Source organism: Mongoliitalea lutea, assembly GCF_014652135.1.
Lineage (GTDB): Bacteria > Bacteroidota > Bacteroidia > Cytophagales > Cyclobacteriaceae > Mongoliitalea > Mongoliitalea lutea.
The window spans coordinates 51,803-72,415 of sequence record NZ_BMYF01000004.1; the positions used below are offsets into that span (position 1 = coordinate 51,803).

At 40.6% G+C, this 20,613-nt stretch carries 17 protein-coding genes; 12 read left to right on the plus strand and 5 right to left on the minus strand.

Features of this window, described 5'->3' with window-relative positions; all coding sequences use genetic code 11:
- The first annotated feature begins 160 nt into the window (after positions 1-160).
- From IE080_RS04275 to IE080_RS04295, 5 genes are all read left to right on the plus strand, one after another.
- On the plus strand, positions 161-970 hold the full coding sequence (locus tag IE080_RS04275) for an alpha/beta fold hydrolase (RefSeq protein ID WP_189579367.1): 810 nt from the start codon (positions 161-163) through the stop codon (positions 968-970).
- A 2-nt stretch (positions 971-972) separates the two neighbouring features.
- Positions 973-2,064, plus strand: coding sequence for an efflux RND transporter periplasmic adaptor subunit (locus IE080_RS04280; RefSeq protein ID WP_189579217.1), 1,092 nt, complete (start codon positions 973-975; stop codon positions 2,062-2,064).
- A gap of 2 nt (positions 2,065-2,066) precedes the next feature.
- Positions 2,067-5,129: an efflux RND transporter permease subunit gene (locus IE080_RS04285; RefSeq protein WP_189579218.1), complete on the plus strand. Its 3,063-nt coding sequence runs from the start codon at positions 2,067-2,069 to the stop codon at positions 5,127-5,129.
- Positions 5,129-6,472, plus strand: a complete 1,344-nt coding sequence (locus IE080_RS04290) for a TolC family protein (RefSeq protein WP_189579219.1) — start codon at positions 5,129-5,131, stop codon at positions 6,470-6,472. Before IE080_RS04285 ends, IE080_RS04290 begins: the two co-directional genes overlap by 1 nt.
- Before the next feature lie 185 nt (positions 6,473-6,657).
- Positions 6,658-8,058, plus strand: coding sequence for an MltF family protein (locus tag IE080_RS04295; RefSeq protein WP_189579220.1), 1,401 nt, complete (start codon positions 6,658-6,660; stop codon positions 8,056-8,058).
- A gap of 32 nt (positions 8,059-8,090) precedes the next feature.
- Here the strand turns inward: IE080_RS04295 and IE080_RS04300 are convergent, their stop codons facing one another.
- A complete protein-coding gene (locus IE080_RS04300; protein ID WP_189579221.1) occupies positions 8,091-8,813 on the minus strand; it encodes an SAM-dependent methyltransferase in 723 nt (240 codons plus the stop codon).
- Positions 8,814-8,890: 77 nt separating this feature from the next.
- On the opposite strand from IE080_RS04300, the gene IE080_RS04305 reads away from it, so the two are divergent.
- Positions 8,891-9,382 carry a hypothetical protein gene (locus tag IE080_RS04305; protein WP_189579222.1) on the plus strand — a complete coding sequence of 164 codons (492 nt, stop codon included), beginning with the start codon at positions 8,891-8,893 and terminating at the stop codon, positions 9,380-9,382.
- Positions 9,383-9,506: 124 nt separating this feature from the next.
- Here the strand turns inward: IE080_RS04305 and IE080_RS04310 are convergent, their stop codons facing one another.
- A complete protein-coding gene (locus IE080_RS04310) occupies positions 9,507-10,268 on the minus strand; it encodes an alpha/beta fold hydrolase (RefSeq protein ID WP_189579223.1) in 762 nt (253 codons plus the stop codon).
- A gap of 9 nt (positions 10,269-10,277) precedes the next feature.
- Positions 10,278-11,444 (minus strand): AIR synthase related protein, encoded by a 1,167-nt coding sequence (locus IE080_RS04315; protein WP_189579224.1) that lies wholly within the window; start codon positions 11,442-11,444, stop codon positions 10,278-10,280.
- A gap of 160 nt (positions 11,445-11,604) precedes the next feature.
- Between IE080_RS04315 and metK the strand changes: the two genes are divergently transcribed.
- Positions 11,605-12,858: a methionine adenosyltransferase gene (gene metK, locus IE080_RS04320; RefSeq protein WP_189579225.1), complete on the plus strand. Its 1,254-nt coding sequence runs from the start codon at positions 11,605-11,607 to the stop codon at positions 12,856-12,858.
- A gap of 58 nt (positions 12,859-12,916) precedes the next feature.
- On the opposite strand, the gene IE080_RS04325 is transcribed toward metK, so the two are convergent.
- Positions 12,917-13,909, minus strand: coding sequence for a D-alanine--D-alanine ligase (locus IE080_RS04325; protein WP_189579226.1), 993 nt, complete (start codon positions 13,907-13,909; stop codon positions 12,917-12,919).
- Positions 13,910-14,053: 144 nt separating this feature from the next.
- Here IE080_RS04325 and IE080_RS04330 point away from each other — a divergent pair, with 144 nt between their 5' ends.
- The 3 genes from IE080_RS04330 (at position 14,054) to IE080_RS04340 (ending at position 17,221) form a co-directional block, all read left to right on the plus strand.
- Positions 14,054-16,231: a S9 family peptidase gene (locus IE080_RS04330; protein ID WP_189579227.1), complete on the plus strand. Its 2,178-nt coding sequence runs from the start codon at positions 14,054-14,056 to the stop codon at positions 16,229-16,231.
- Between the two features lie 101 nt (positions 16,232-16,332).
- Positions 16,333-16,707 carry a hypothetical protein gene (locus IE080_RS04335; protein WP_189579228.1) on the plus strand — a complete coding sequence of 125 codons (375 nt, stop codon included), beginning with the start codon at positions 16,333-16,335 and terminating at the stop codon, positions 16,705-16,707.
- Between the two features lie 25 nt (positions 16,708-16,732).
- Positions 16,733-17,221, plus strand: a complete 489-nt coding sequence (locus IE080_RS04340; protein WP_229800491.1) for a Clp protease ClpB — start codon at positions 16,733-16,735, stop codon at positions 17,219-17,221.
- On the opposite strand, the gene IE080_RS04345 is transcribed toward IE080_RS04340, so the two are convergent.
- Positions 17,206-18,504: a hypothetical protein gene (locus tag IE080_RS04345; protein ID WP_229800492.1), complete on the minus strand. Its 1,299-nt coding sequence runs from the start codon at positions 18,502-18,504 to the stop codon at positions 17,206-17,208. The two genes, IE080_RS04340 and IE080_RS04345, sit on opposite strands and share 16 nt — an antisense overlap.
- A gap of 196 nt (positions 18,505-18,700) precedes the next feature.
- Here IE080_RS04345 and rbfA point away from each other — a divergent pair, with 196 nt between their 5' ends.
- Positions 18,701-19,081 (plus strand): 30S ribosome-binding factor RbfA, encoded by a 381-nt coding sequence (rbfA, locus tag IE080_RS04350; protein ID WP_189579230.1) that lies wholly within the window; start codon positions 18,701-18,703, stop codon positions 19,079-19,081.
- A 17-nt stretch (positions 19,082-19,098) separates the two neighbouring features.
- The gene (locus IE080_RS04355) at positions 19,099-20,322 is read left to right on the plus strand and encodes an FtsX-like permease family protein (RefSeq protein WP_229800493.1); all 1,224 of its coding nucleotides are present in this window, start codon (positions 19,099-19,101) and stop codon (positions 20,320-20,322) included.
- Positions 20,323-20,613 lie beyond the last annotated feature (291 nt).

The following is a 20,613-nucleotide window of genomic DNA, read 5'->3' on the forward strand; positions in this document are numbered from 1 at the left end:
ACTGAGGTAAAGTTACTAAAGAAATTTTAAGGCCATTGATATCCAATTCCAGCCATCTATACCCATTCAGGTTTCAACCAATGGGGAAACAGCGTAAATTACCGTTTAATAACTTTCTATATCCTGACCGAGTTATACTGCCAAGAAAATGAATAAAAGAATGTTGTATCACAAAACATACATACATGCTTCCAGCAAGGAATGGGTGGTATTTATCCATGGGGCAGGAGGATCCTCATCCGTTTGGCATAAGCAAATCAGGGATTTCAGAAAGGAATTTAATCTTTTATTGATTGACTTAAGAGGACATGGGCGATCAGCCAATTCCATTAAAAATTTATTCAAGGAAAAATATACCTTTCAGGCTGTCACAAGAGATATCGTTGAGGTCTTAGAGCATTTGCAGCTACCTCCGGCGCATATTGTCGGTGTTTCATTGGGAACCATCCTAGCCCGTCAATTGGCAGAGTTAGCGCCCGAGCGGGTGAAGTCTATGGTTATGGCAGGTGCTGTGACTAGGCTTAATTTCACTTCCCGTTTCCTTGTGTTGATGGGCAATACATTCAAAAGTATACTTCCCTACATGTGGCTGTACCGTTTGTTTGCCTTTGTCATCATGCCGAGAAAAAATCATGCGGAATCAAGAAATCTATTTGTTAGAGAAGCCAAGCGATTGTGCCAAAAGGAGTTTATCCGATGGTTTAAATTAACCAAAGATATCAATCCTTTGCTCAACTATTTCAAAGAAAAAGATATCAATATCCCTACCCTGTACATCATGGGGGATGAAGATATCATGTTTTTAGAACCTGTAAAGAAGATAGTACAATCCCATAAACGCGCTTTCCTGAAAGTAATCGAATCCTGCGGCCACGTAGTCAATGTGGAACAACCGGAGCAATTCAATCAGCTTTCTCTACAATTTCTAAGAAACTTAAATCAACCCATACAGAATTCTTTCGAACAATAAGAATGAAAAAGTCTACCAAAGTCATTTTGTCTGTCGTGATTGCCGCCGTAATCGCTGTCATTTTTATCTATCCCCGTAAGGATAGCATTTTTGGAAAAAAACAAGAAAATACTAACGCAGGTCCTGCGGCTGGCCCTGGAGGTGCATTAGCTCCGCTTCCTGTAAATGTAGTAGAGTTAAGACCAGAGCGCTTGGAAAACAACCTAAGCATCACAGGCACCATTATCCCCAATGAAACTGTCAATCTTAGGCCAGAGATTCCAGGTTTGGTCACTAGAGTTGCTTTTAGAGAAGGTGAATTTGTAAAAAAAGGCACTCCTTTGGTCTATCTCAATGATGATGAGTTAAAAGCTCAATACGACCGCTTAAACTATTCCAAAAAACTTTTTGAGAGTCAGGAAAACAGACAAAAGCAGCTTTTGGAAAAAGAAGCGATTTCCCAAGAAGAATACGATATCGTCCTCAATCAGTTCAATACCAACCTAGCAGACCTGCGCTTAGTGGAGGCACAATTGAATAAAACAGTTATCAGAGCACCTTTTGATGGAGTGGTAGGATTGAGACAAATTTCTGAAGGAAGTGTTATCGGAACTGCAGATGTGATTGCAAGCATTGTCAATATCGACCCAATCAAAATCGAATTTTCCATTCCTGAGCGCTATGCAAATGAAGTGAAGATTGGTTCCAAAATATTCTTTGCCAACGACGCAGGTGGTGCAGATATGGAAGGGACCGTTTACGCGTACGAGCCTAGTATTGAAACAGGCACTAGAACGCTTCGGATTCGTGCGACAAGTCCAAACAAAGACAGACGCTTCTTACCTGGAATGTTTGTAAGAATTCGTTACATCCTAGGTGTGAATGAGGGCGCTTTGATGGTTCCTTCAGAAGCAATTCTTCCCGAATTGAGTGGCTATAAAGTTTACATTGTCAACAATAAAGGCAAAGTAGAAGAAAGACAGGTAACTATTGGAACTCGTACAGACCGATATGTCCAATTAGTTGATGGAGTAACAAATGGCGACCTTGTGTTGACCACAGGAATATTGCAAGTGAGAGGTGGGATGCCTGTCAATTACACAAAAATTAACTAATCATGGCTAGTTTATCAACGATTAGTATCAGAAGACCTGTCTTGGCGATAGTGATGTCCCTGACGATTCTTTTGTTCGGGATTATAGGGATTTCATTTTTGGGCATTAGAGAATTCCCAAGTGTGGACCCTCCGATTATCAATGTGCGTACCACTTACGTCGGTGCCAATGCGGATGTAATTGAAGCCCAGATTACTGAGCCTTTAGAAGAAGCTATCAACGGTATCGCAGGGATTAAATCGCTTACTTCTACCAGTAACGATGGAACCAGCAATATCACGGTTGAATTTGAAGTGGGGGCTGACTTGGAAGCCGCTGCCAACGACGTACGTGATAAAGTATCAGGTGCGGTCCGACGACTTCCCCCCGATGCAGAGCCCCCTGTAGTATCCAAAGCCGATTCGGATTCCCAGCCCATCGTTTTTCTCAATGTGCAAAGTGACAAGAGAAACCTGATGGAACTGTCCGATTTAGCCAATAATGTCTTCAAAGAACGTTTACAAACTATTCCTGGCGTCAGCACTGTGCAGATTTGGGGAGAAAAACGCTATGCTATTCGGCTTAGAATTGACCCGCTGCGGATGGCTTCCTACGGGATTACTCCTTCGGATGTACTGACCAAAGTACAAACCGAAAACGTAGAACTCCCTTCCGGAAGAATTGAAGGTTCGGCGATAGAACTGTCAGTCCGAACTAAAAGCCGATTAAATACTCCTCAGGAGTTCAATGAGCTCATTATCAAAGAAGACCAAAATAGCATAGTACGATTTCAGGATATTGGAAAAGCTGAATTAGCTGCATTAAATGAGCGGACTGTATTAAAACGGGATGGAATTCCAATGGTAGGAGTTGTTTTAATTCCACTCCCAGGATCTAATAATATTGAAATCGTTGATGAATTTTATAAGCGATTAAAAGTTATCGAACGAGATATTCCAGATGATATCAAGCTAGGTATTGGATTTGATTCGACGAAATTTATCCGAAATTCTATTAAAGAAGTACAAGAAACGATATTCATTGCCTTTATGCTGGTGGTGACTATTATCTTCTTGTTCTTGAGGGATTGGAGAACTACGTTTATTCCAGTGTTGACCATTCCAATCTCCTTGATTGGGGTATTCTTTATCATGTACTTGATGGATTTTTCTATCAATGTATTGACTTTGCTGGGGATTGTATTATCCATTGGACTCGTGGTGGATGATGCCATTGTAGTTTTGGAGAATATCTACACCAGAATAGAAAAAGGAGAAAATCCAGATAAAGCGGCAGAAAAGGGCGCAGAAGAAATCTTCTTTGCTGTAATTGCAACCACTGTGGCCTTAGCCGCTGTATTTCTACCGGTGATTTTCCTTACGGGTACCACTGGTAGATTATTTAGGGAATTTGGGATTGTGGTGGCAGGAGCAGTTATTATTTCCTCTTTCGTGGCACTTACCATGACGCCAATGTTGAGCTCTAAGCTTTTGAAGAAGCGTGAAAAGCAAAATGCATTTTACAACTTGACAGAGCCTATTTTCGAATGGTTGAATGAAAAATACAACATCGCTTTAAATGGATTCATGCGTTTCCGTTGGGTAGCATTTATCATCATTTTGCTGATGAGTTTGGGGATTTATCAATTCTTCCAAATCATCCCAACTGAATTATCTCCTATCGAGGACAGAGGGGAAATGCGGGTCAACTTAACCGGTCCTGAAGGTGCAACCTTTGGCTATATGGATGAGGTATTGAACCAAATGACGCGGGATTTTATAGAAGCGATTCCTGACGAAGAGCGCGAAGGTATCATTACAGTTACCTCTCCGGGCTTTGGCACCGCAAGTACCAACTCCGGTTTCCTTCGACTCATTCTGACAGAATCCAGCGAAAGGTCCAGATCACAACAGGAAATCTTTAATCAGGTCCAAGGGAAACTAAGAGATTACACTGCTGTCAGAGCTTTTGGTACGCAACCACCTTCCATTGGAGACAGGAGAGCAGGTCTTCCGGTGCAATATGTGATTCAAGCACCTACCTTGGACAAATTGAAAGAAGTAATCCCTCCATTCTTGGAACAGGCTAATCAAAGCCCAATCTTCAGCTTTGCAGATGTAAACCTGAAATTCACAAAGCCTGAGATTGAGGTAGAGATTGACCGTCAGAAAGCCAGAAATATTGGAGTTTCCGTACAAGAAATCGCCCGTACGCTTCAGCTATCCTATTCCGGTCAGCGCTTTGGCTACTTTATCATGAATGGAAAGCAGTACGAGGTAATTGGAGAGATGCAATTACAGGACAGAAATGAGCCTGTTAACCTTCGAATGCTTTATGTGCGTGCAGACAATGGAGAACTGGTTCAGCTAGACAACTTGGTTTCTATTAAGGAAAAAAGCACACCTCCACAATTATATCGTTTCAATCGATTTGTAAGTGCGACAATTTCTGCACAGTTAGCGGAAGGTTATACCATTGGTGTGGGCTTGGATGAAATGGATAGAATTGCTTCTGAAGTATTGGATGATTCCTACAGTACTGATTTGGCAGGTCTTTCCAAAGAATTTAGAGACAGCTCCAACAGTTTGATCTTTGCTTTCTTATTTGCATTAGTTTTGATTTACTTGGTGCTATCTGCTCAATTTGAAAGTTTCAAAGATCCATTGACCATCATGTTTACGGTTCCGTTGGCCCTATTCGGTGCATTATTCTCTTTGTGGTATTTTGACTTCACTTTGAATATCTTCAGTCAGATTGGAATCATCATGCTCATTGGCTTGGTAACGAAAAACGGTATTTTGATCGTAGAATTTGCCAATCAGCGGAAAGCACAGGGAATGTCGATTGATGAAGCCATTATCGGTGCAGCAGCAGCCCGATTTAGACCGATCTTGATGACGAGTTTATCCACAATTTTAGGGATTTTACCTATTGCATTAGCCTTGGGCGCTGGCGCTGAAAGTAGAGTCCCAATGGGTGTTGCTGTAATCGGCGGATTAGTCTTTGCCACCATCTTGACCTTATTTGTAATTCCTGCTGTATATACATACCTCACATCTAAAAAAGGACGCTTAGCGAGAGTTTAATGAGAAAGCTATTTTTAATTGCCTTTATAGTATTGATTTCCAACCAATCCCTACTTGCACAAAGCGAAGGAATGGATTTGGAAAAAGCCGTATTGATGGGTTTGGAAAGAAATTTTGGACTAAAAATAGCCCAAAATGATTTAAATATTGCCCAACGGGATGTCAAAATCGGAATTGGAACCTTCTTTATGCCCACCTTGACAGGAACCTTCCTGAATTCCTTCAACAGAGAGGACGTTACCCAGCAGTTTGCAAACTCATCTGAACAAAATCAGATCCCTGCGGCTTTGACAGAGAATGAAAACTATTCCTTGGTTGGTTTCTACGGTTTTAGGCCGGACGCTATCTATACAGTAAAAGTACTTGGTAAACTGGCAGAGATTTCTGAGTTACAGGCCAAAGTGTTGGTTGAAAATACAGTTGCAGCAATTTCCATTGCTTACTACCGATTAGTCCTGGAACAGCAACGTTATAATGTACTGAAAACAACGCTTGATCTTTCACAAGCACGATTGGATATTGCAAAGGCCCGTTATGAATTGGGGGGGGCAGGAAAAAGAGATTTCCTGACTGCCCAGGTGGATTACAATGCTGATTTATCTCTATTGGTCAATCAAGAACTGACCATCAAAAACTCTCGAGTAAACCTGAATGAGCTATTAGCACAAGTTCCTGCTTTTGATTACGAGGTAAATGATACGATTACCGTAGATAAAAATCTACTTCTGGAAGACTTGGTAGAAAATGCATACATTCACAACAAGCAATTCTTAGTAACACAGCGCCAGGAAAATGCAGCATTTCTAGCCATTAGGGAAGCACAGGCAGCTAGATTACCGCAAATCAATTTGAATGCGGCTTACAATAAAAACACCTTCACCTCAGAAGCAGGTTTTCTTTTGCTTAACCAACGTCAAGGATATAACTATGGGGTCAACATGAGCCTTCCTATATTTTCAGGTTTGACCATTAACAGACGTATTCAAAATGCCCGAGTACAACAAAACAGTGCCACGATTGCTTTGCAGGAAATGGAGATCCAAATGGTTTCCGACATTCAGCGTGCTTACAATACATACAACACCAATTTACAATTACTTGACATTGAGTTTGCCAACTACAAGACTGCGGTAGAAAGTGCCGACATTGCCTTGGAGCGTTTTCGATTGGGGATTGCAGATTACTTACAATTCAGAGATGCACAGGTCAACTTACTGACAGCAGAAAACCGTCTTCTGACAGCTTTATTCAATATCAAGGAGATGGAAATCGAATTGATGCGTCTGTCAGGCAGAATTTATTTTCAAGGCGATAACAACAAGTTCAACCTCAGTTTAGATTAAAAAATACAGCTCTTTAAAATCTTCACAATCGATTGAGTTCATGTAAATCATTTGCATGAACTTTTTTATTTCATCACATCCAAGGTGCCCCAAAAACCAATTCATTGACACACGTATCTTTTTGGCACACAATTTGTTAATAATCGCCTTGGTTTCACCATGTCCGTTTTCAGGACCTTATTGAAATGCAAAAAATAGTATATGTACTTATTTTAATTAGCGTTTTTGCTCTCTTTGGAGTGCAATGCACGCAGAAAGAACACGAGCTTAAAGAAGAAATTTTTTACGAAAATCCGATTATCTTGGATTTGGAAGAAATTCAAAAAAGAGGCTTTATCAGAGCTATTGTAGATAATTCTTCTACAAGCTACTATATCTACAAAGGTCGTAGAATGGGTTATGAGTTTGAGCTATTGAAAAACTTAGCTGCCCACTTAGGAGTACGCTTGCACTTGATTGTGCAGTCCGATATCAATGAAGCTTTTTACATGTTGAACAAAGGTCGGGCAGATATCATTGCTATGAATTTTGAAGTGCATGAAAGTCGTTTTCATTTAGCCAACTTTACTCATCCGCTCGGAGAAATGGGAACTGTGCTGGTTCATCATAATGATCGAGACGGTATTAACTCATGGCAGGATTTGGATGGCAAAACGATTCATATCCGCAAAGATGCCATCTACAAAGCACAACTGTGCAAAATACAGCAGGAATATGGGATTCAATTATCCATTATTGAATCCAACTTGGATAGTGACGCATTGATTCATCAAGTGAAAACAGGGAAGATCGCTTACACAGTAGCTGATAAAGTGGAAGCCTTGGTCAATGCAAGTTATCACTCGAACCTAACTATCGAGTGGGAAGTTGCTCCTAAGGCGGATGTGGCTTGGGCCGTAAGGAAAAATGCTCCTGCTTTGGAAGAAGCAATTAATGCGTGGATGTCTGCAAAAACTGGTTCAGGTTATGTGCAAACCTTATATGCCAAGTATTATAAAAACTCTACAAATTCTTACTACCGTTCCAACTCAGATTTCTCCTCTGTGGCAGGAAACAGGATTTCTCCATACGATGAAATCATCCAAAAAGGAGCCGATCAATTAGGTTGGGATTGGAGATTGTTGGCTTCTTTGGTCTACAAAGAATCTAACTTTGACTCTGAGGCTGAGTCCTATGCCGGCGCTCAAGGACTCCTGCAATTGATGCCTGTTACTTTACAAAGGTTCGGTGTGGATAATCCTCAAGACCCTTATCAGAGTTTGATGGGAGGGGTAAATTACCTGAAATATTTGGATAGATTTTGGAAAGAGCGAATCCCTGAATCCAATGAACGAGTACAATTTATCCTTGCCTCCTATAATATAGGGCATGGTCACGTAGAAGATGCATGGAGACTTGCATTAAAATACGGAAAAAATGCACACCTATGGGAAAATGTTAGCACTTTTCTAGGATTAAAGTCTCACCCCGAATATTATAAAGATCCCGTTGTTAAAAGTGGTTTCGCCAAAGGACATACAGCTGTAAATTATGTGCAGGACGTACTCCTAATTTATGAATCATACAGAACTCTCATAAATCCCTAAATTAATACAAATAGCCTCTGTAAATTTAGAGGCTATTTGTATTGTTCTCCAGCAAACAATACAAATACAGTTGGAATTTTATGCAAGTCAATTGTTTCTCTTTTCCAATCCTTTGCAGTTTTGGTAACAATCAGTTCATCAGAACCTGTTAGATTTTTTGCCACACATAGCTTTGTGAGTGGATGGAGATTGCTGATCAAGTCCTGAAACAAGTGATTGTTTCTAAAAGGTGTTTCCATAAAAATTTGTGTTCGCCGATTCTTAATGGAATCGGCTTCCAATTCCTTGATAGCCCCTATTCTCGCTTTTTTATCAATGGGTAAATATCCATGAAAGGCAAAAGATTGTCCATTGAATCCCGAACCCATCAATGCTAGAAACATAGAACTAGGACCTGAAAGGGGAACTACCTGAATCCCTTTTTCATGTGCATAAGCTACTGCTACCGAACCTGGATCTGCGATACCTGGACATCCTGCTTCGGAAATCACTCCGACATCCTTCCCCTCAAAAATCGGAGCCATCAAACTCGGCATAGCAGCTAGTCTCGTCTTCTTATCCAAAATTTCCAAATGCAATTCATCAATCACCACTCCCAACTTCAAACTACTGATATACCGACGTGCGGTACGCAAATCCTCCACTAAAAAGTGCTTGGTATGTTGAATGACTGACTTTACCTGTGGACTGATAATATCAGCAGCTGTATCTGGTGCCAAAACCGAGGGAATCAAAAACAATTTTCCTTTACTCATGCGAACTTTTTTCAGAAATCAAGTTTAAATATAGGCCAAAAATTCCGTAGATTACGAATAACAAACTCAAGGACTCTATGAAATCACTTTCGCTGATAATGTTCATGCTACTAGCTATCACCTTCTCAGGTGTTGCACAAATTGCGGAGGATACGCAGTTGATAGACGTCAACCGTGACTGGTTTTCCGGCTGGAATAAGTACTCAGTAAAGGGGCAAGAATTTAATTTTAAAGAGCTAGAAGCTGTTATGGCAAAGTTTCCGGACAGTAAAGAGTTTATGGACATTGCAAAAAAAAGAAAGCGGGTTGGAATTCCTTTAGCTTTTGCAGGATTGGTAGGAATAAGCACCGCTGTATTTCTCGCACCAGGGAGTGATAATATCAGTCCAGTCTTTTGGCCTTCTTTTGGTGCATTAGTCATTGGCTCAGGATTTATCTCAAGCTATTTTGTCAATCAGCAACGCGCAGTCAATGCCTATAACCAACAAGTTTTCAGTTCGGTAAGAGGAACTGCTACGCTGGAGTTACAGCTTTCACCAGTAAAAAGCGGGGTGGCTTTGAGATTTTAAGAAGTTCTCGCAGAAAGGGCTCTCGCAGATATAGGAGATAAAATAGATTGAACACAGATTTTTCAGCTGTATTTTTAAAAATCAGCGCCAAATCCGCCAAATCTCCTTTATCTGCGAGAACAACCTATCCGAGGAAAGCCATCACCGTCTCGATCACCGCCTTGGGCTGCTCGGCATGTAGCCAATGACCGGCGTCTTTGATAAAGATGATGGATGAATTAGGGAATAGTGTTGCGATTTCTTCCTTATCAGAATCTAAGATATAATCGGAATTGGCACCGCCCATAAATAGGGTTCGGATCTCTATAGGTTTGTCAGAAGTAATGGCTTCACCAACAATTTCAATCTGCTCAGTAATCACCGACAGGTTGATCTTCCAGATAAACTTCCCAGCATCATCCCTGCCCAGACTTTTCAACAAAAACTGTCGGATACCCGGTATCTTGATGAACGCTGCTAAAACATCGTCAGCTTCCTTTCTGGATTGGATAGTATCCAAAGGAATCGCATTCAGCCCTTCCAAAATCCTACCATGATGTACAGGATAATACCGTGGAGCAATATCAGCTACAATCAATTGGTCTATCATTTCAGGAAACAAAGTAGCAAACTTCATCACCGTCTTTCCTCCCATAGAATGACCCATCAAATGTGCTTTGGAAATCCCTTCATTGTCCATCAATTCCTTGATATCATTCGCCATGAGCTCATAGTTCCATTCATCGCTATGCGGGGAATCCCCATGATTGCGCTGATCCACAAGGTAAAGTGTGAAATGCTTTTCTAACTCTCGTGCTATGCTGAACCAATTATCAGCAGAGCCAAATAACCCATGCAGGATGATCAACACATCGCCCTGACCGGACTTTTTAAAATTCAGTTTCATCGATAGATTTTATTCGTATTCAAACGTTCCATGCGCACTTTGGATAGTGACTTTTTTGCCTTCATGGGGAAGTACTCTGCCTATGATTTTTGCTTCTACACCCATGGATTCTGCTATATCAATGATCTCTTCCGCATAACGCTCTTCCAAGTAAACCTCCAATCGGTGCCCCATGTTGAATACTTTGTACATTTCCTTCCAATCAGTCCCACTTTCCTCTTGGATGATTTTGAATAGTGGTGGGGTTTCAAACAAATCATCTTTCACCACATGCACATGATCCACAAAATGCAAAACCTTCGTCTGCGCTCCACCACTGCAATGAACCAAGCCATGAATGTGCGGACGCAAATATTTCAACACATCCACCATAATCGGGGCATAGGTTCGGGTAGGTGAAAGCACCAATTTACCCATATCCACAGGCAAACCCGGCGCAGGGTCTGCGAGGCCATATTTTCCGGAATATACCAAGTGCTCGGGTACTGCCGGGTCAAAACTTTCAGGATATTTTGCTTTTAGTACTTTACTAAACACATCGTGACGGGCAGAGGTCAACCCATTACTTCCCATGCCCCCGTTGTAAGATGATTCGTAGCTGGCCTGCCCAAAAGACGCCAAACCTACCACCACATCTCCCGGGCGGATATTGTCATTAGAAATTACTTCATCTTTGCGCATACGGCAGGTAACCGTGCTATCTACAATTACTGTTCGCACCAAATCCCCTACATCAGCAGTTTCTCCTCCCGTCAACACTACGTTCACTCCATGGTCTCTCAACAATTGAAGCACTTCCTCTGTACCATTGATGATAGCGGAAACTACCTCCCCAGGAATCAGGTTTTTATTACGTCCAATGGTAGAAGATACCAAAATGTTATTGACCGCTCCCACACATAACAAATCATCCGTGTTCATGATGATAGCATCTTGGGCGATGCCTTTCCATACGCTCAAGTCCCCCGTCTCTTTCCAGTACATGTAGGCCAGCGAAGACTTCGTTCCTGCTCCATCTGCATGCATAATATTACAGAAATCAGGATCATTGCCAAGTGTATCTTCGACAATTTTACAGAAAGCGTGAGGGTACAAGCCTTTATCAAGATTAGAAATAGCCTTGTGCACATCTTCTTTTGAGGCTGAGACACCTCTTTGCATATACCTTTCGTTCATAGAGGAGGGAAAGTTAGTTTGGTTGAGCAAAGTTAAGGATATTGAGGGGCAATAAAAGAATCAAAATTTAAAGATTACAATTGAGGTGATTTAATTTTCTAAATCAATAAGAACCCTTATTTTTACGGACTTATTTCAAAAGCAATCTAAAAATAGTTATATGCCTTATTTATTTACGTCCGAATCAGTATCTGAAGGACATCCAGATAAAGTAGCGGACCAAATCTCAGATGCATTGATCGATAATTTTTTAGCATTTGATCCTAGATCCAAAGTAGCCTGTGAAACACTGGTAACTACCGGTCAGGTAATCTTGGCTGGAGAAGTTAAATCCGATACATACCTAGATGTTCAGCAAATCGCTCGTCAGGTGATCAACCGTATTGGTTACACCAAAGGTGAATACATGTTTGATGGCAACTCCTGTGGTGTACTATCCGCTATCCACGAACAGTCTCCAGACATCAACCAAGGGGTAGACAGAAAAAATCCTGAAGAGCAAGGTGCAGGTGATCAAGGAATGATGTTTGGGTATGCTACCAAAGAGACAGAAAACTTTATGCCTCTTGCATTGGATCTTTCGCATAGAATTTTGAAAGAATTGGCTGCTTTGAGAAGAGAGTCCAAAGAAATCTCATATCTCAGACCAGATTCAAAGTCTCAGGTAACCATCGAATATTCTGACGATAATCGACCTCAGAGAATCGACGCTATCGTTATTTCTACGCAACACGATGAGTTTGCTGATGAACCTACAATGCTTGCAAAGATCAAGGAAGATTTGATTAAAATCTTGATCCCGCGCGTAAAAGCTCAGCTGAAGCCAGAGATTCAGGCCTTATTTACGGACCAAATCACTTATCACATCAACCCTACCGGAAAATTCGTGATCGGAGGACCGCATGGAGATACAGGATTGACTGGCAGAAAAATCATTGTAGATACCTACGGAGGCAAAGGCGCTCATGGAGGTGGTGCATTCTCCGGAAAAGACCCATCCAAAGTAGACCGCTCGGCGGCTTATGCAACCCGACACATCGCCAAAAATATGGTAGCAGCAGGTGTATCCGATGAAATCCTTGTGCAGGTATCCTATGCAATCGGTGTAGCTCAGCCCATGGGAATTTATGTAAATACTTATGGAACATCCAAAGTTAACATGACCGATGGGGAAATTGCCCAAAAAATAATGGAGCTATTTGACATGAGACCCTATAGCATAGAAAAACGTCTAAAATTACGTTATCCAATCTACGAGGAGACTGCTGCTTATGGACACATGGGAAGAGAGCCTCAAGTAGTCACCAAAACATTCAGAACACCGGACGGAAAAGAGCTATCCCTAGATGTAGAACTTTTCACTTGGGAAAAATTGGATTACGTTGATAAAATTAAAAAATCTTTTGGACTGTAAGCCTTAAAAAAAAACGACTGATCACTCAGTCGTTTTTTTTTATTCATGTTGGAGAGTATTAGTCCTCATCCCACAGCTCATCCAGTAATAGATTATAAAAATCTTTAACCTCCATGCCTATGGCTCGCACTTGCTGGGAGATCAAACTCGTTTCTGTTTGGCCAGGAACGGTATTGATTTCCACGAAATAAAATTTACCCGTTTCGTATTCCAAGAAATAATCGATGCGAACTGCACCTTTACAGTTCAACTTTTGATAGACCTGTTCGATGATTCGGTTGACACGAGCCACTTCTTCCTCTGACATACGCCCTGGTGTAATTTCCTCGGTAATACCGGGCTGATATTTTGCTTCGAAATCAAAAAACTCTTTGCTACTAACAATTTCTGTGGCTGGCAGCACCGTGATTTCACCCCTGCTTTTAAATACGCCAATAGAAAACTCTCTCCCAGAAATAAACTCCTCTACCAAAACCTGCTTATCCTCTGCAAATGCTTTTTCCAAAGCCTCTGACAATTCGCTTGGATCTTTCACCTTACTCATGCCAATGCTACTCCCTCCATTATTTGGCTTGATAAATAGTGGCAATCTTAGTTCTTTCAAAATTCTAGTTTCATTTTCAGGAGTTTGCTCAAAAAGCTGAACAGATCGGGCTACAAACAACTCTGGAATATCCTGAACAATTGCTTTGGTATAGCCTTTATTCATGGTGATGGCAGAAGTTAAAGCATCGCAAGTGGTATAGGGCAAACCTATCATATCGAAATAGCCCGCCAACTTCCCATCTTCTCCCGGAGAACCGTGAAGGATGTTAAACACTCCGTCAAATGTGGTTTTTTCATCGCCGATTGTAATAGAAAAGTCATTCAAATCCACGGGAATTTGTTCTCCTGATTCGGTGGGGTGATACCAATTGCCTGGATAAATCAGAATTTTAAAAACATCATATCGATCCCGGTCGAGGATAGCGTCTACAACGGCGGCACTTTTAAGTGAAATAACAGACTCACCCGTGAACCCACCGGTAACTAAAGCAATTCGTTTCTTCATAAGGCTGTGAATTTGACTACGAATTAGCATAAAATCAGGAAAATTCCATCCTTTTAGTTCAAAAAATCTCCGTTCAACAGCTTCACCTTTGTGAACCATACATTTTGAGTAACTTAGCTCGCTGAATTAAACCCATGTAAATATATGTTTCGAATGAAATGGATGGCATTGCTTGCATGCCTGATACTTTCTTGGCAAATACAGGCCCAAGAAAAGAAAAAAGTAAGCTTGGAAGATGTGTTTAAATCTTCAGTGTTTTCCCAAAAGTCTGTTTTTGGAATCAATTGGATGAAGGATGGTCAATTTTATTCTTCCTTACAGCGTAGTCCGGCAGGCCCGAAAGTGGTGAAGATCAATGTTGCTACGGGAGAAGAAGCAGGTGTATTGATCGATGGTGCTGCTTTGGGCATCAACTTCAGCAGCTACAGCTTCAACTCGGATGAATCCAAAGCCTTGGTAGCTTCGGATATTGAAAGAATTTACAGAAGATCCAGTAAGGGGGTATATCATGTGGTAGACCTAAAAACAGGCACTGCCCAGCAATTGATGGATGGGGAGAAAATCATGTACGCCACCCTATCACCTGATAATGACAAAGTAGCCTTTGTCAAAGATAATAACCTGTATTACGTCAATCTCAATAGCAATGAGGTGACACAAATTACCCAAGATGGAAAATGGAACCATGTACTGAACGGTGCAGCGGATTGGGTATATGAAGAGGAGTTTTCTATGGCCAAGGCTTTTGATTGGTCTCCCGATGGTAAAAGAATTGCCTTTATCCGCTTTGATGAAACGGATGTACCTGAATTCAACATGCAGCTTTGGGGTAAGTTATACCCGGAAGATTACCGTTTCAAATATCCGAAAGCAGGAGAGAAAAACTCAGGAGTCAGCATTCATGTCTATGATTTGGCTAGCAAAAACACGGTCAATGTAGATGCAGGGGAAGAAACAGATATTTACCTCCCAAGAATCTACTGGACTAATGATGCCAACACCTTGGCTTATCTACGCTTAAACAGGTTACAAAATCAGTTGGATTTGTTTTATGCAAATGTCCAGACAGGAGCCAGTCAATTGATTTTGAGGGAAGAGGCAAAAACCTATGTGGATTTGAATTCCAATGATGACTTACGCTTTTTGGAAGGAAACAAAGGCTTTATCCGTACTTCGGAGCAAGATGGATATAAGCATATTTACCATCATGACAATCAAGGGAAATTGATCCGTCAGATAACTTCCGGAAATTGGGAAGTAACCAATTTGGTAGGAATCGACGAAAAAGGAAAGAAAATCTATTTCGTATCCACCGAGCAATCTCCCATGGAGCGTAATCTCTATGTCATCGGCATGGATGGAAAGGGTAAAAAATTGCTAACACCAGAGAACGGTAACCACTCTATCAACATATCAAAGGACTTTAAGTTCTTCATATCCAATTACACCAATGCCAACAGCCCTTTGATGGTTCGTCTTTTTGATACCTCTGGCAAATTGGTAAAAACTTTGGAGGATAACGCTGAATTAAAAGAGCGATTACAAGGGTTCGCCATGAGTGAACGAGAGTTTTTCTCATTCCCTACAGTGGATGGAACCTCCCTCAATGGCTACATGATCAAACCAGCTGATTTTGATCCCAACAAAGAGTATCCGGTCTTGATGTATGTGTACGGAGGACCGGGTTCGCAAAATGTAATGAATTCATGGGGTGGTGCGCGTGATTTTTGGCATCATCACTTGGCGGCAGAAGGCTATATTGTCGTATGCGTGGACAACAGAGGCACAGGCGGACGTGGCAGAGACTTCAAGCATATCACCTATGCCAACTTGGGCAAATTGGAAACAGAAGATCAAATAGCAGGTGCCAAACATCTTGGTTCCCTCCCATACATTGATGCTGCCCGCATAGGTATTTGGGGTTGGTCTTATGGTGGATACATGTCTTCATTAGCCTTGATGATCGGAAATGATGTATTCAAAGCGGCAATCGCAGTAGCCCCTGTGACCACTTGGAGATATTACGACACCATCTACACCGAGCGCTACCTGCAAACGCCACAACTGAATGCAGCAGGCTATGACGATAACAGCCCGATTACCCATGTCAATAAACTAAAAGGAAACTACTTATTGATCCACGGAACAGGTGATGATAATGTACATTATCAGAATGCTGTTGACTTGGTTGATGCGCTGATCAAAGCCGATAAACAGTTTGAGACCATGTACTACCCAAACAGAAACCACGGCATCTCCGGCGGCAATACGACTTGGCATTTATATAGCCTGATGACGGACTTTATTAAGAGAAAATTGTAATTTTTTTAAAAAAACCTAAAAACTCCAGGTAAGTTGTTTAACTTACTTGGAGTATTATTAATCCTTTTTGTATATTAAAAACTAATCAAACCGTACCATAGATGAAAGAACGTTTAAATTTATCTATTCAATCCGCAAGTTTGATTTTAGTGGCCGCAGGTCTGGCATGGGTAGTATGGTCCAATGACACGACTATGCGGGAAATGCTAACCTATTTGTTGATTTTGGTAGTATTTATCGAATCATTGAGTCTTTATTTGATAGGCAAGCTTTATCCGGAGTCTCATACAACCTTTAAGCTCGGCATCATCGCCTCTATGGTTATACTCTTGGGAGTACGCATCATGTTTCCTTCGGTTTTTATCCCCATGACCATTTTGGTTTTCGCCATCAACTTCATGTATAACTTTTACACAAATGGAAAACGGAAATCTTCTTCCTTTCGCAGGAAAGCATTAAAAAAGAAAAAACAATAGGCATAGGATTTGCTGATTAGTAAGCATGAATTACAGAAGAATTGTTAGTTTTATCTGCATCTTGTGTTGGTTTACACCAATACAGGTTTTTGCTCAAGCCAAATTGGAGCGCTTAATGAAAGAGCGGGAGCGTATGCATGAGGAATGGAAAGTTTCTGAAAGTAAAAAAACGGGAATTTTTGGTAATCGTACCAAAAAAGATATGATTGAAACCCATGAATGGATGGCAAGAATCATCCAAAAGGACAATCAAATCATGGAAGAACTTAAGTTATTAAATGAGATAGAAAAGACTGAAATCACCTACGAAAAAAATGATTACAAATTCATCGTCCAAAAGCAAGAAAGAGAAATAGCAATTCTTAAAAGAGCACTAGAAGCCAAAGATGAAAATACCAATAAGTCAACAACCTCAATAGGAGAAATTCTGTGGAAATTTTTAATTATTTTTTCATTCATAGCAATAGGCTACTTAGTCTACGTTAGAAAAGTAAAACCTTATTTCAACACATAAACGCCCCTTCTCTCCAAGACATAAAGTTCCTTAAATGAAGGAAAAACATGTATCAATTCCATAAAAACTCCTTCTTCATCTATGATGATTTCAGGCATATCCATTCTCATCGCTTGATAAACTTGCGCCATTGAACTCATATCTAAATAGTTAGTCAATAGCTTTTTAGAATGAAAATAATTTAAATAAGGAGTAGCCAAAGAAGCATTCCAATAATACCCCAAATCTGTACCTAATACTAAAACCTTTTTCCCATTAGCAATTTCATGTCTGTTTTCTTGCTTTACTGTATAGGCATTAGATTCATTTAGAGCCGTTTTTTGAAATAGCCAAAACATACCCGTCAGTGGTACACCCATCAAAAAGAAATAGGTTAAAATGGTCATAAGAATACCTGATGAATTCGATAAAAAAAACAGACTTATAAAGTAACACATCGGTAAAACAAATAAAACTAACTGGTAGGGCGTATTTCTATTAGATAAAAAAACCACAACTACAGCAGATAGAAAAAAAATCAACATGATCTGTAATTGCTTTTGTTGATTTACGGTTAAAGATTTGAAAAAGGAACCATAAATTATTCCAATCGTTGTAAAAAAGACTGGAATCACCATAAGAAAGAATAGATCTTGCAAACTGACATGCTTGTAAGAAAATTCCAGCTTGGATGTCAATAAAAACTCCGAAAAGAACTCTCCAATTCCCCCAATCCAGAAATAATATGTAGTTACACATGCTAAGGGAAGGAAATATCCTACCATAGCTAAAATCAATTGGGAAAAGTTGTAACCCCCAATAGCTACACCAACCACTAGTAAGTAAGGGAAAAATGCAATCAAAGGAAAATGAAAACAACACGCAATCCCTAAATAAAGACCTACAAGAAGTGCACTACTTGTATTTTCTTTTTGCAAAACTGTTTGTGAAAAAAACTGTCCAACGGCTAAAATAAGAAATGAACTACCCATAAGCATAGGTGTCAATCTAATGAAATCAAACGAACTATGGAACAAAACTCCCATAATCAGTGCTGGAACATAGGAGTTTTCTTCGAAGGTGCGAAAGTTAAAAAAGAGATTATTCACATAAATGATCTGAAAACAAATCAAGAAATAAGCGAGTAGCTGATGGGCCAGTAAACTTTTGCCAAATAATACATGCATCATCCAAAATACCCCCGCTGAAAGAGGGGCTGTGTTGTCAATCACATCTTTATACATGTGTCCACCCTCCGCCAAACGTTCTCCCAATAACATCCAGATCATCTCGGGTTGAGTCATTGGAGCTTTAAGCACCCAGCCATAAATGAGGCTCATCAATAGCATGAGACCCAATACTGCGACAAGACGGAAGGGATCGTTGACTTTAAAAAAACTTAACAAGGTCTTTGAATATTCGGTTTAAGTTGGAATGATAACCCACGAAATTAAAGGTTACGCTTTTAATTCACTAAATTTGTACCAATTAAAATCTATCATGGAAAGTAAGCGACAGCAAAAATACAGCAAACTTATTCAAAAAGAGATCGGTGAAATCTTCCAAAAAGAAGCTAAGCATCTCTTAGGCAGCACCTTTGTGACCATCTCCGGGGTTTCAATGAGTCCTGATCTGGGAGTAGCTAAAATTTACTTAAGCTTTTTGTTGGACAAGGATAAGGTGATGTTTGAGAAAATCAATGAAAAGAAAAGCGAAATCAGAAAACACTTGGGTAACCGCATTGGAAAATCCGTAAGGATTGTACCGGAGCTTGCCTTGTTTTTAGATGACTCTGCTTCCTATGCGCAACACATGGACAAGGTGATTTCCTCACTTGATATCCCCGAGGCTCCAGAAGAAGACGAAGAAACCGAAGATTAACTCCTTAACTGCATTTCTTGAACACTTCATTTTTTATAGCAGCCCGATACTTCCGAAGCAAAAAGAAGAAAAACTTTATCACCATTCTATCCATCATTACAATGGTTGGCGTGGCTGTGGGTGCTATGGCATTGGTTATTGTCCTATCGGTGTTTAATGGTCTGGAAGATTTGGTCCGTGGACTTTATGCTTCTTTTGATGCCGACCTGAAAATTGAGGCCAGCCAGGGCAAATCTTTCCGAATGGACGAAAGTACCCTTCGAAGTATTGAGGAAGTGGAAGGGGTGTATTTGGTAACCGAAGTAATCGAGGATAATGCGCTTTTCAACTACAGAAGCTATCAGCATTTAGCAAGAATCAAGGGGGTTTCTGATAATTACTTAGCCCAGCCCCGCTTTGAACAAGGGTATGTATGGGGCAAATTGGACTTGGGAACCCAGGAACGCCCACAGGCAATCATTGGAAGAGGTGTAGGGTTCTTCTTGTCGATTGATTTAAAAAATGAATTTGACCTCTTGCAGGCATATTATCCAAAAGCTCCAAGAAATGCAGCTACCATTGACCCTAGACAGCTTTACAATCAAGGCACACTAATCCCCAGTGCTTTTTTTAGTGTAGAAAAAGAGTTTGACGATAATTACATCATTGCCCCCCTATCCTTTGTCAGCCGACTCTTAAATTACGGGGATAAGCGAACAGCCATCGAAGTGAGTGTTCAAGAAGGATACTCCATTCGAAAAGTAAAAGCAGCACTGAAACAACTCTTAGGTGAGGAATTTACAGTGAAAGATACGGATGAACAGCATGCCGGATTGCTGCGTACCATCAAAATCGAAAAGTTATTTGTGTTTATTACGCTCACCTTCATTTTGGCAGTAGCTTCTTTCAACATCTTTTTTTCCTTATCCATGATGGCAATCGAGAAGAAAAAAGATATTGCAATTCTTTATGCCATGGGAGCGAAAGCATCCACTGTCAAAAATATCTTCATCAAACAAGGGAGTATCATCGCATTTTCTGGGGCGGCAATTGGGCTTGTACTGGGTTTTGTTATCGTATGGCTTCAGGATACAGTAGGATTAGTTTCTATGGGAATTGATTCATCCATCATTGAAAACTATCCGGTAAAGATTGTTTGGACTGACTTTTTATGGACCAGTGTATCGGTAATTTTGATAACACTTTTGGCTTCTTACAGACCTGCATTGCTAGCTTCAAAAGTAAAATCCACAGATTTGTAACATAAAAAAAGCCGTGAAACAATATCTCACAGCTTTAGTCAATTAACAATAAACCCAAAATAACCAGCTGTAGGAGAAGGATTCGAACCTCCACGAGGCAGTTAGGCAAAACACGAGCTCCATGTTTGCTTTATGCTGTACTCCTCACCCCCGAGACAGGAGGGCTTGTCTGCCAGTTTCAACACCCTACAGTATAATGCTTGGGAACCTTGTGTTCCCGTTTTACTTATCATAACCTTTGCTGTAGGAGAAGGACTCGAACCTCCACGAAGCGGTTAGGCAAAACACGAG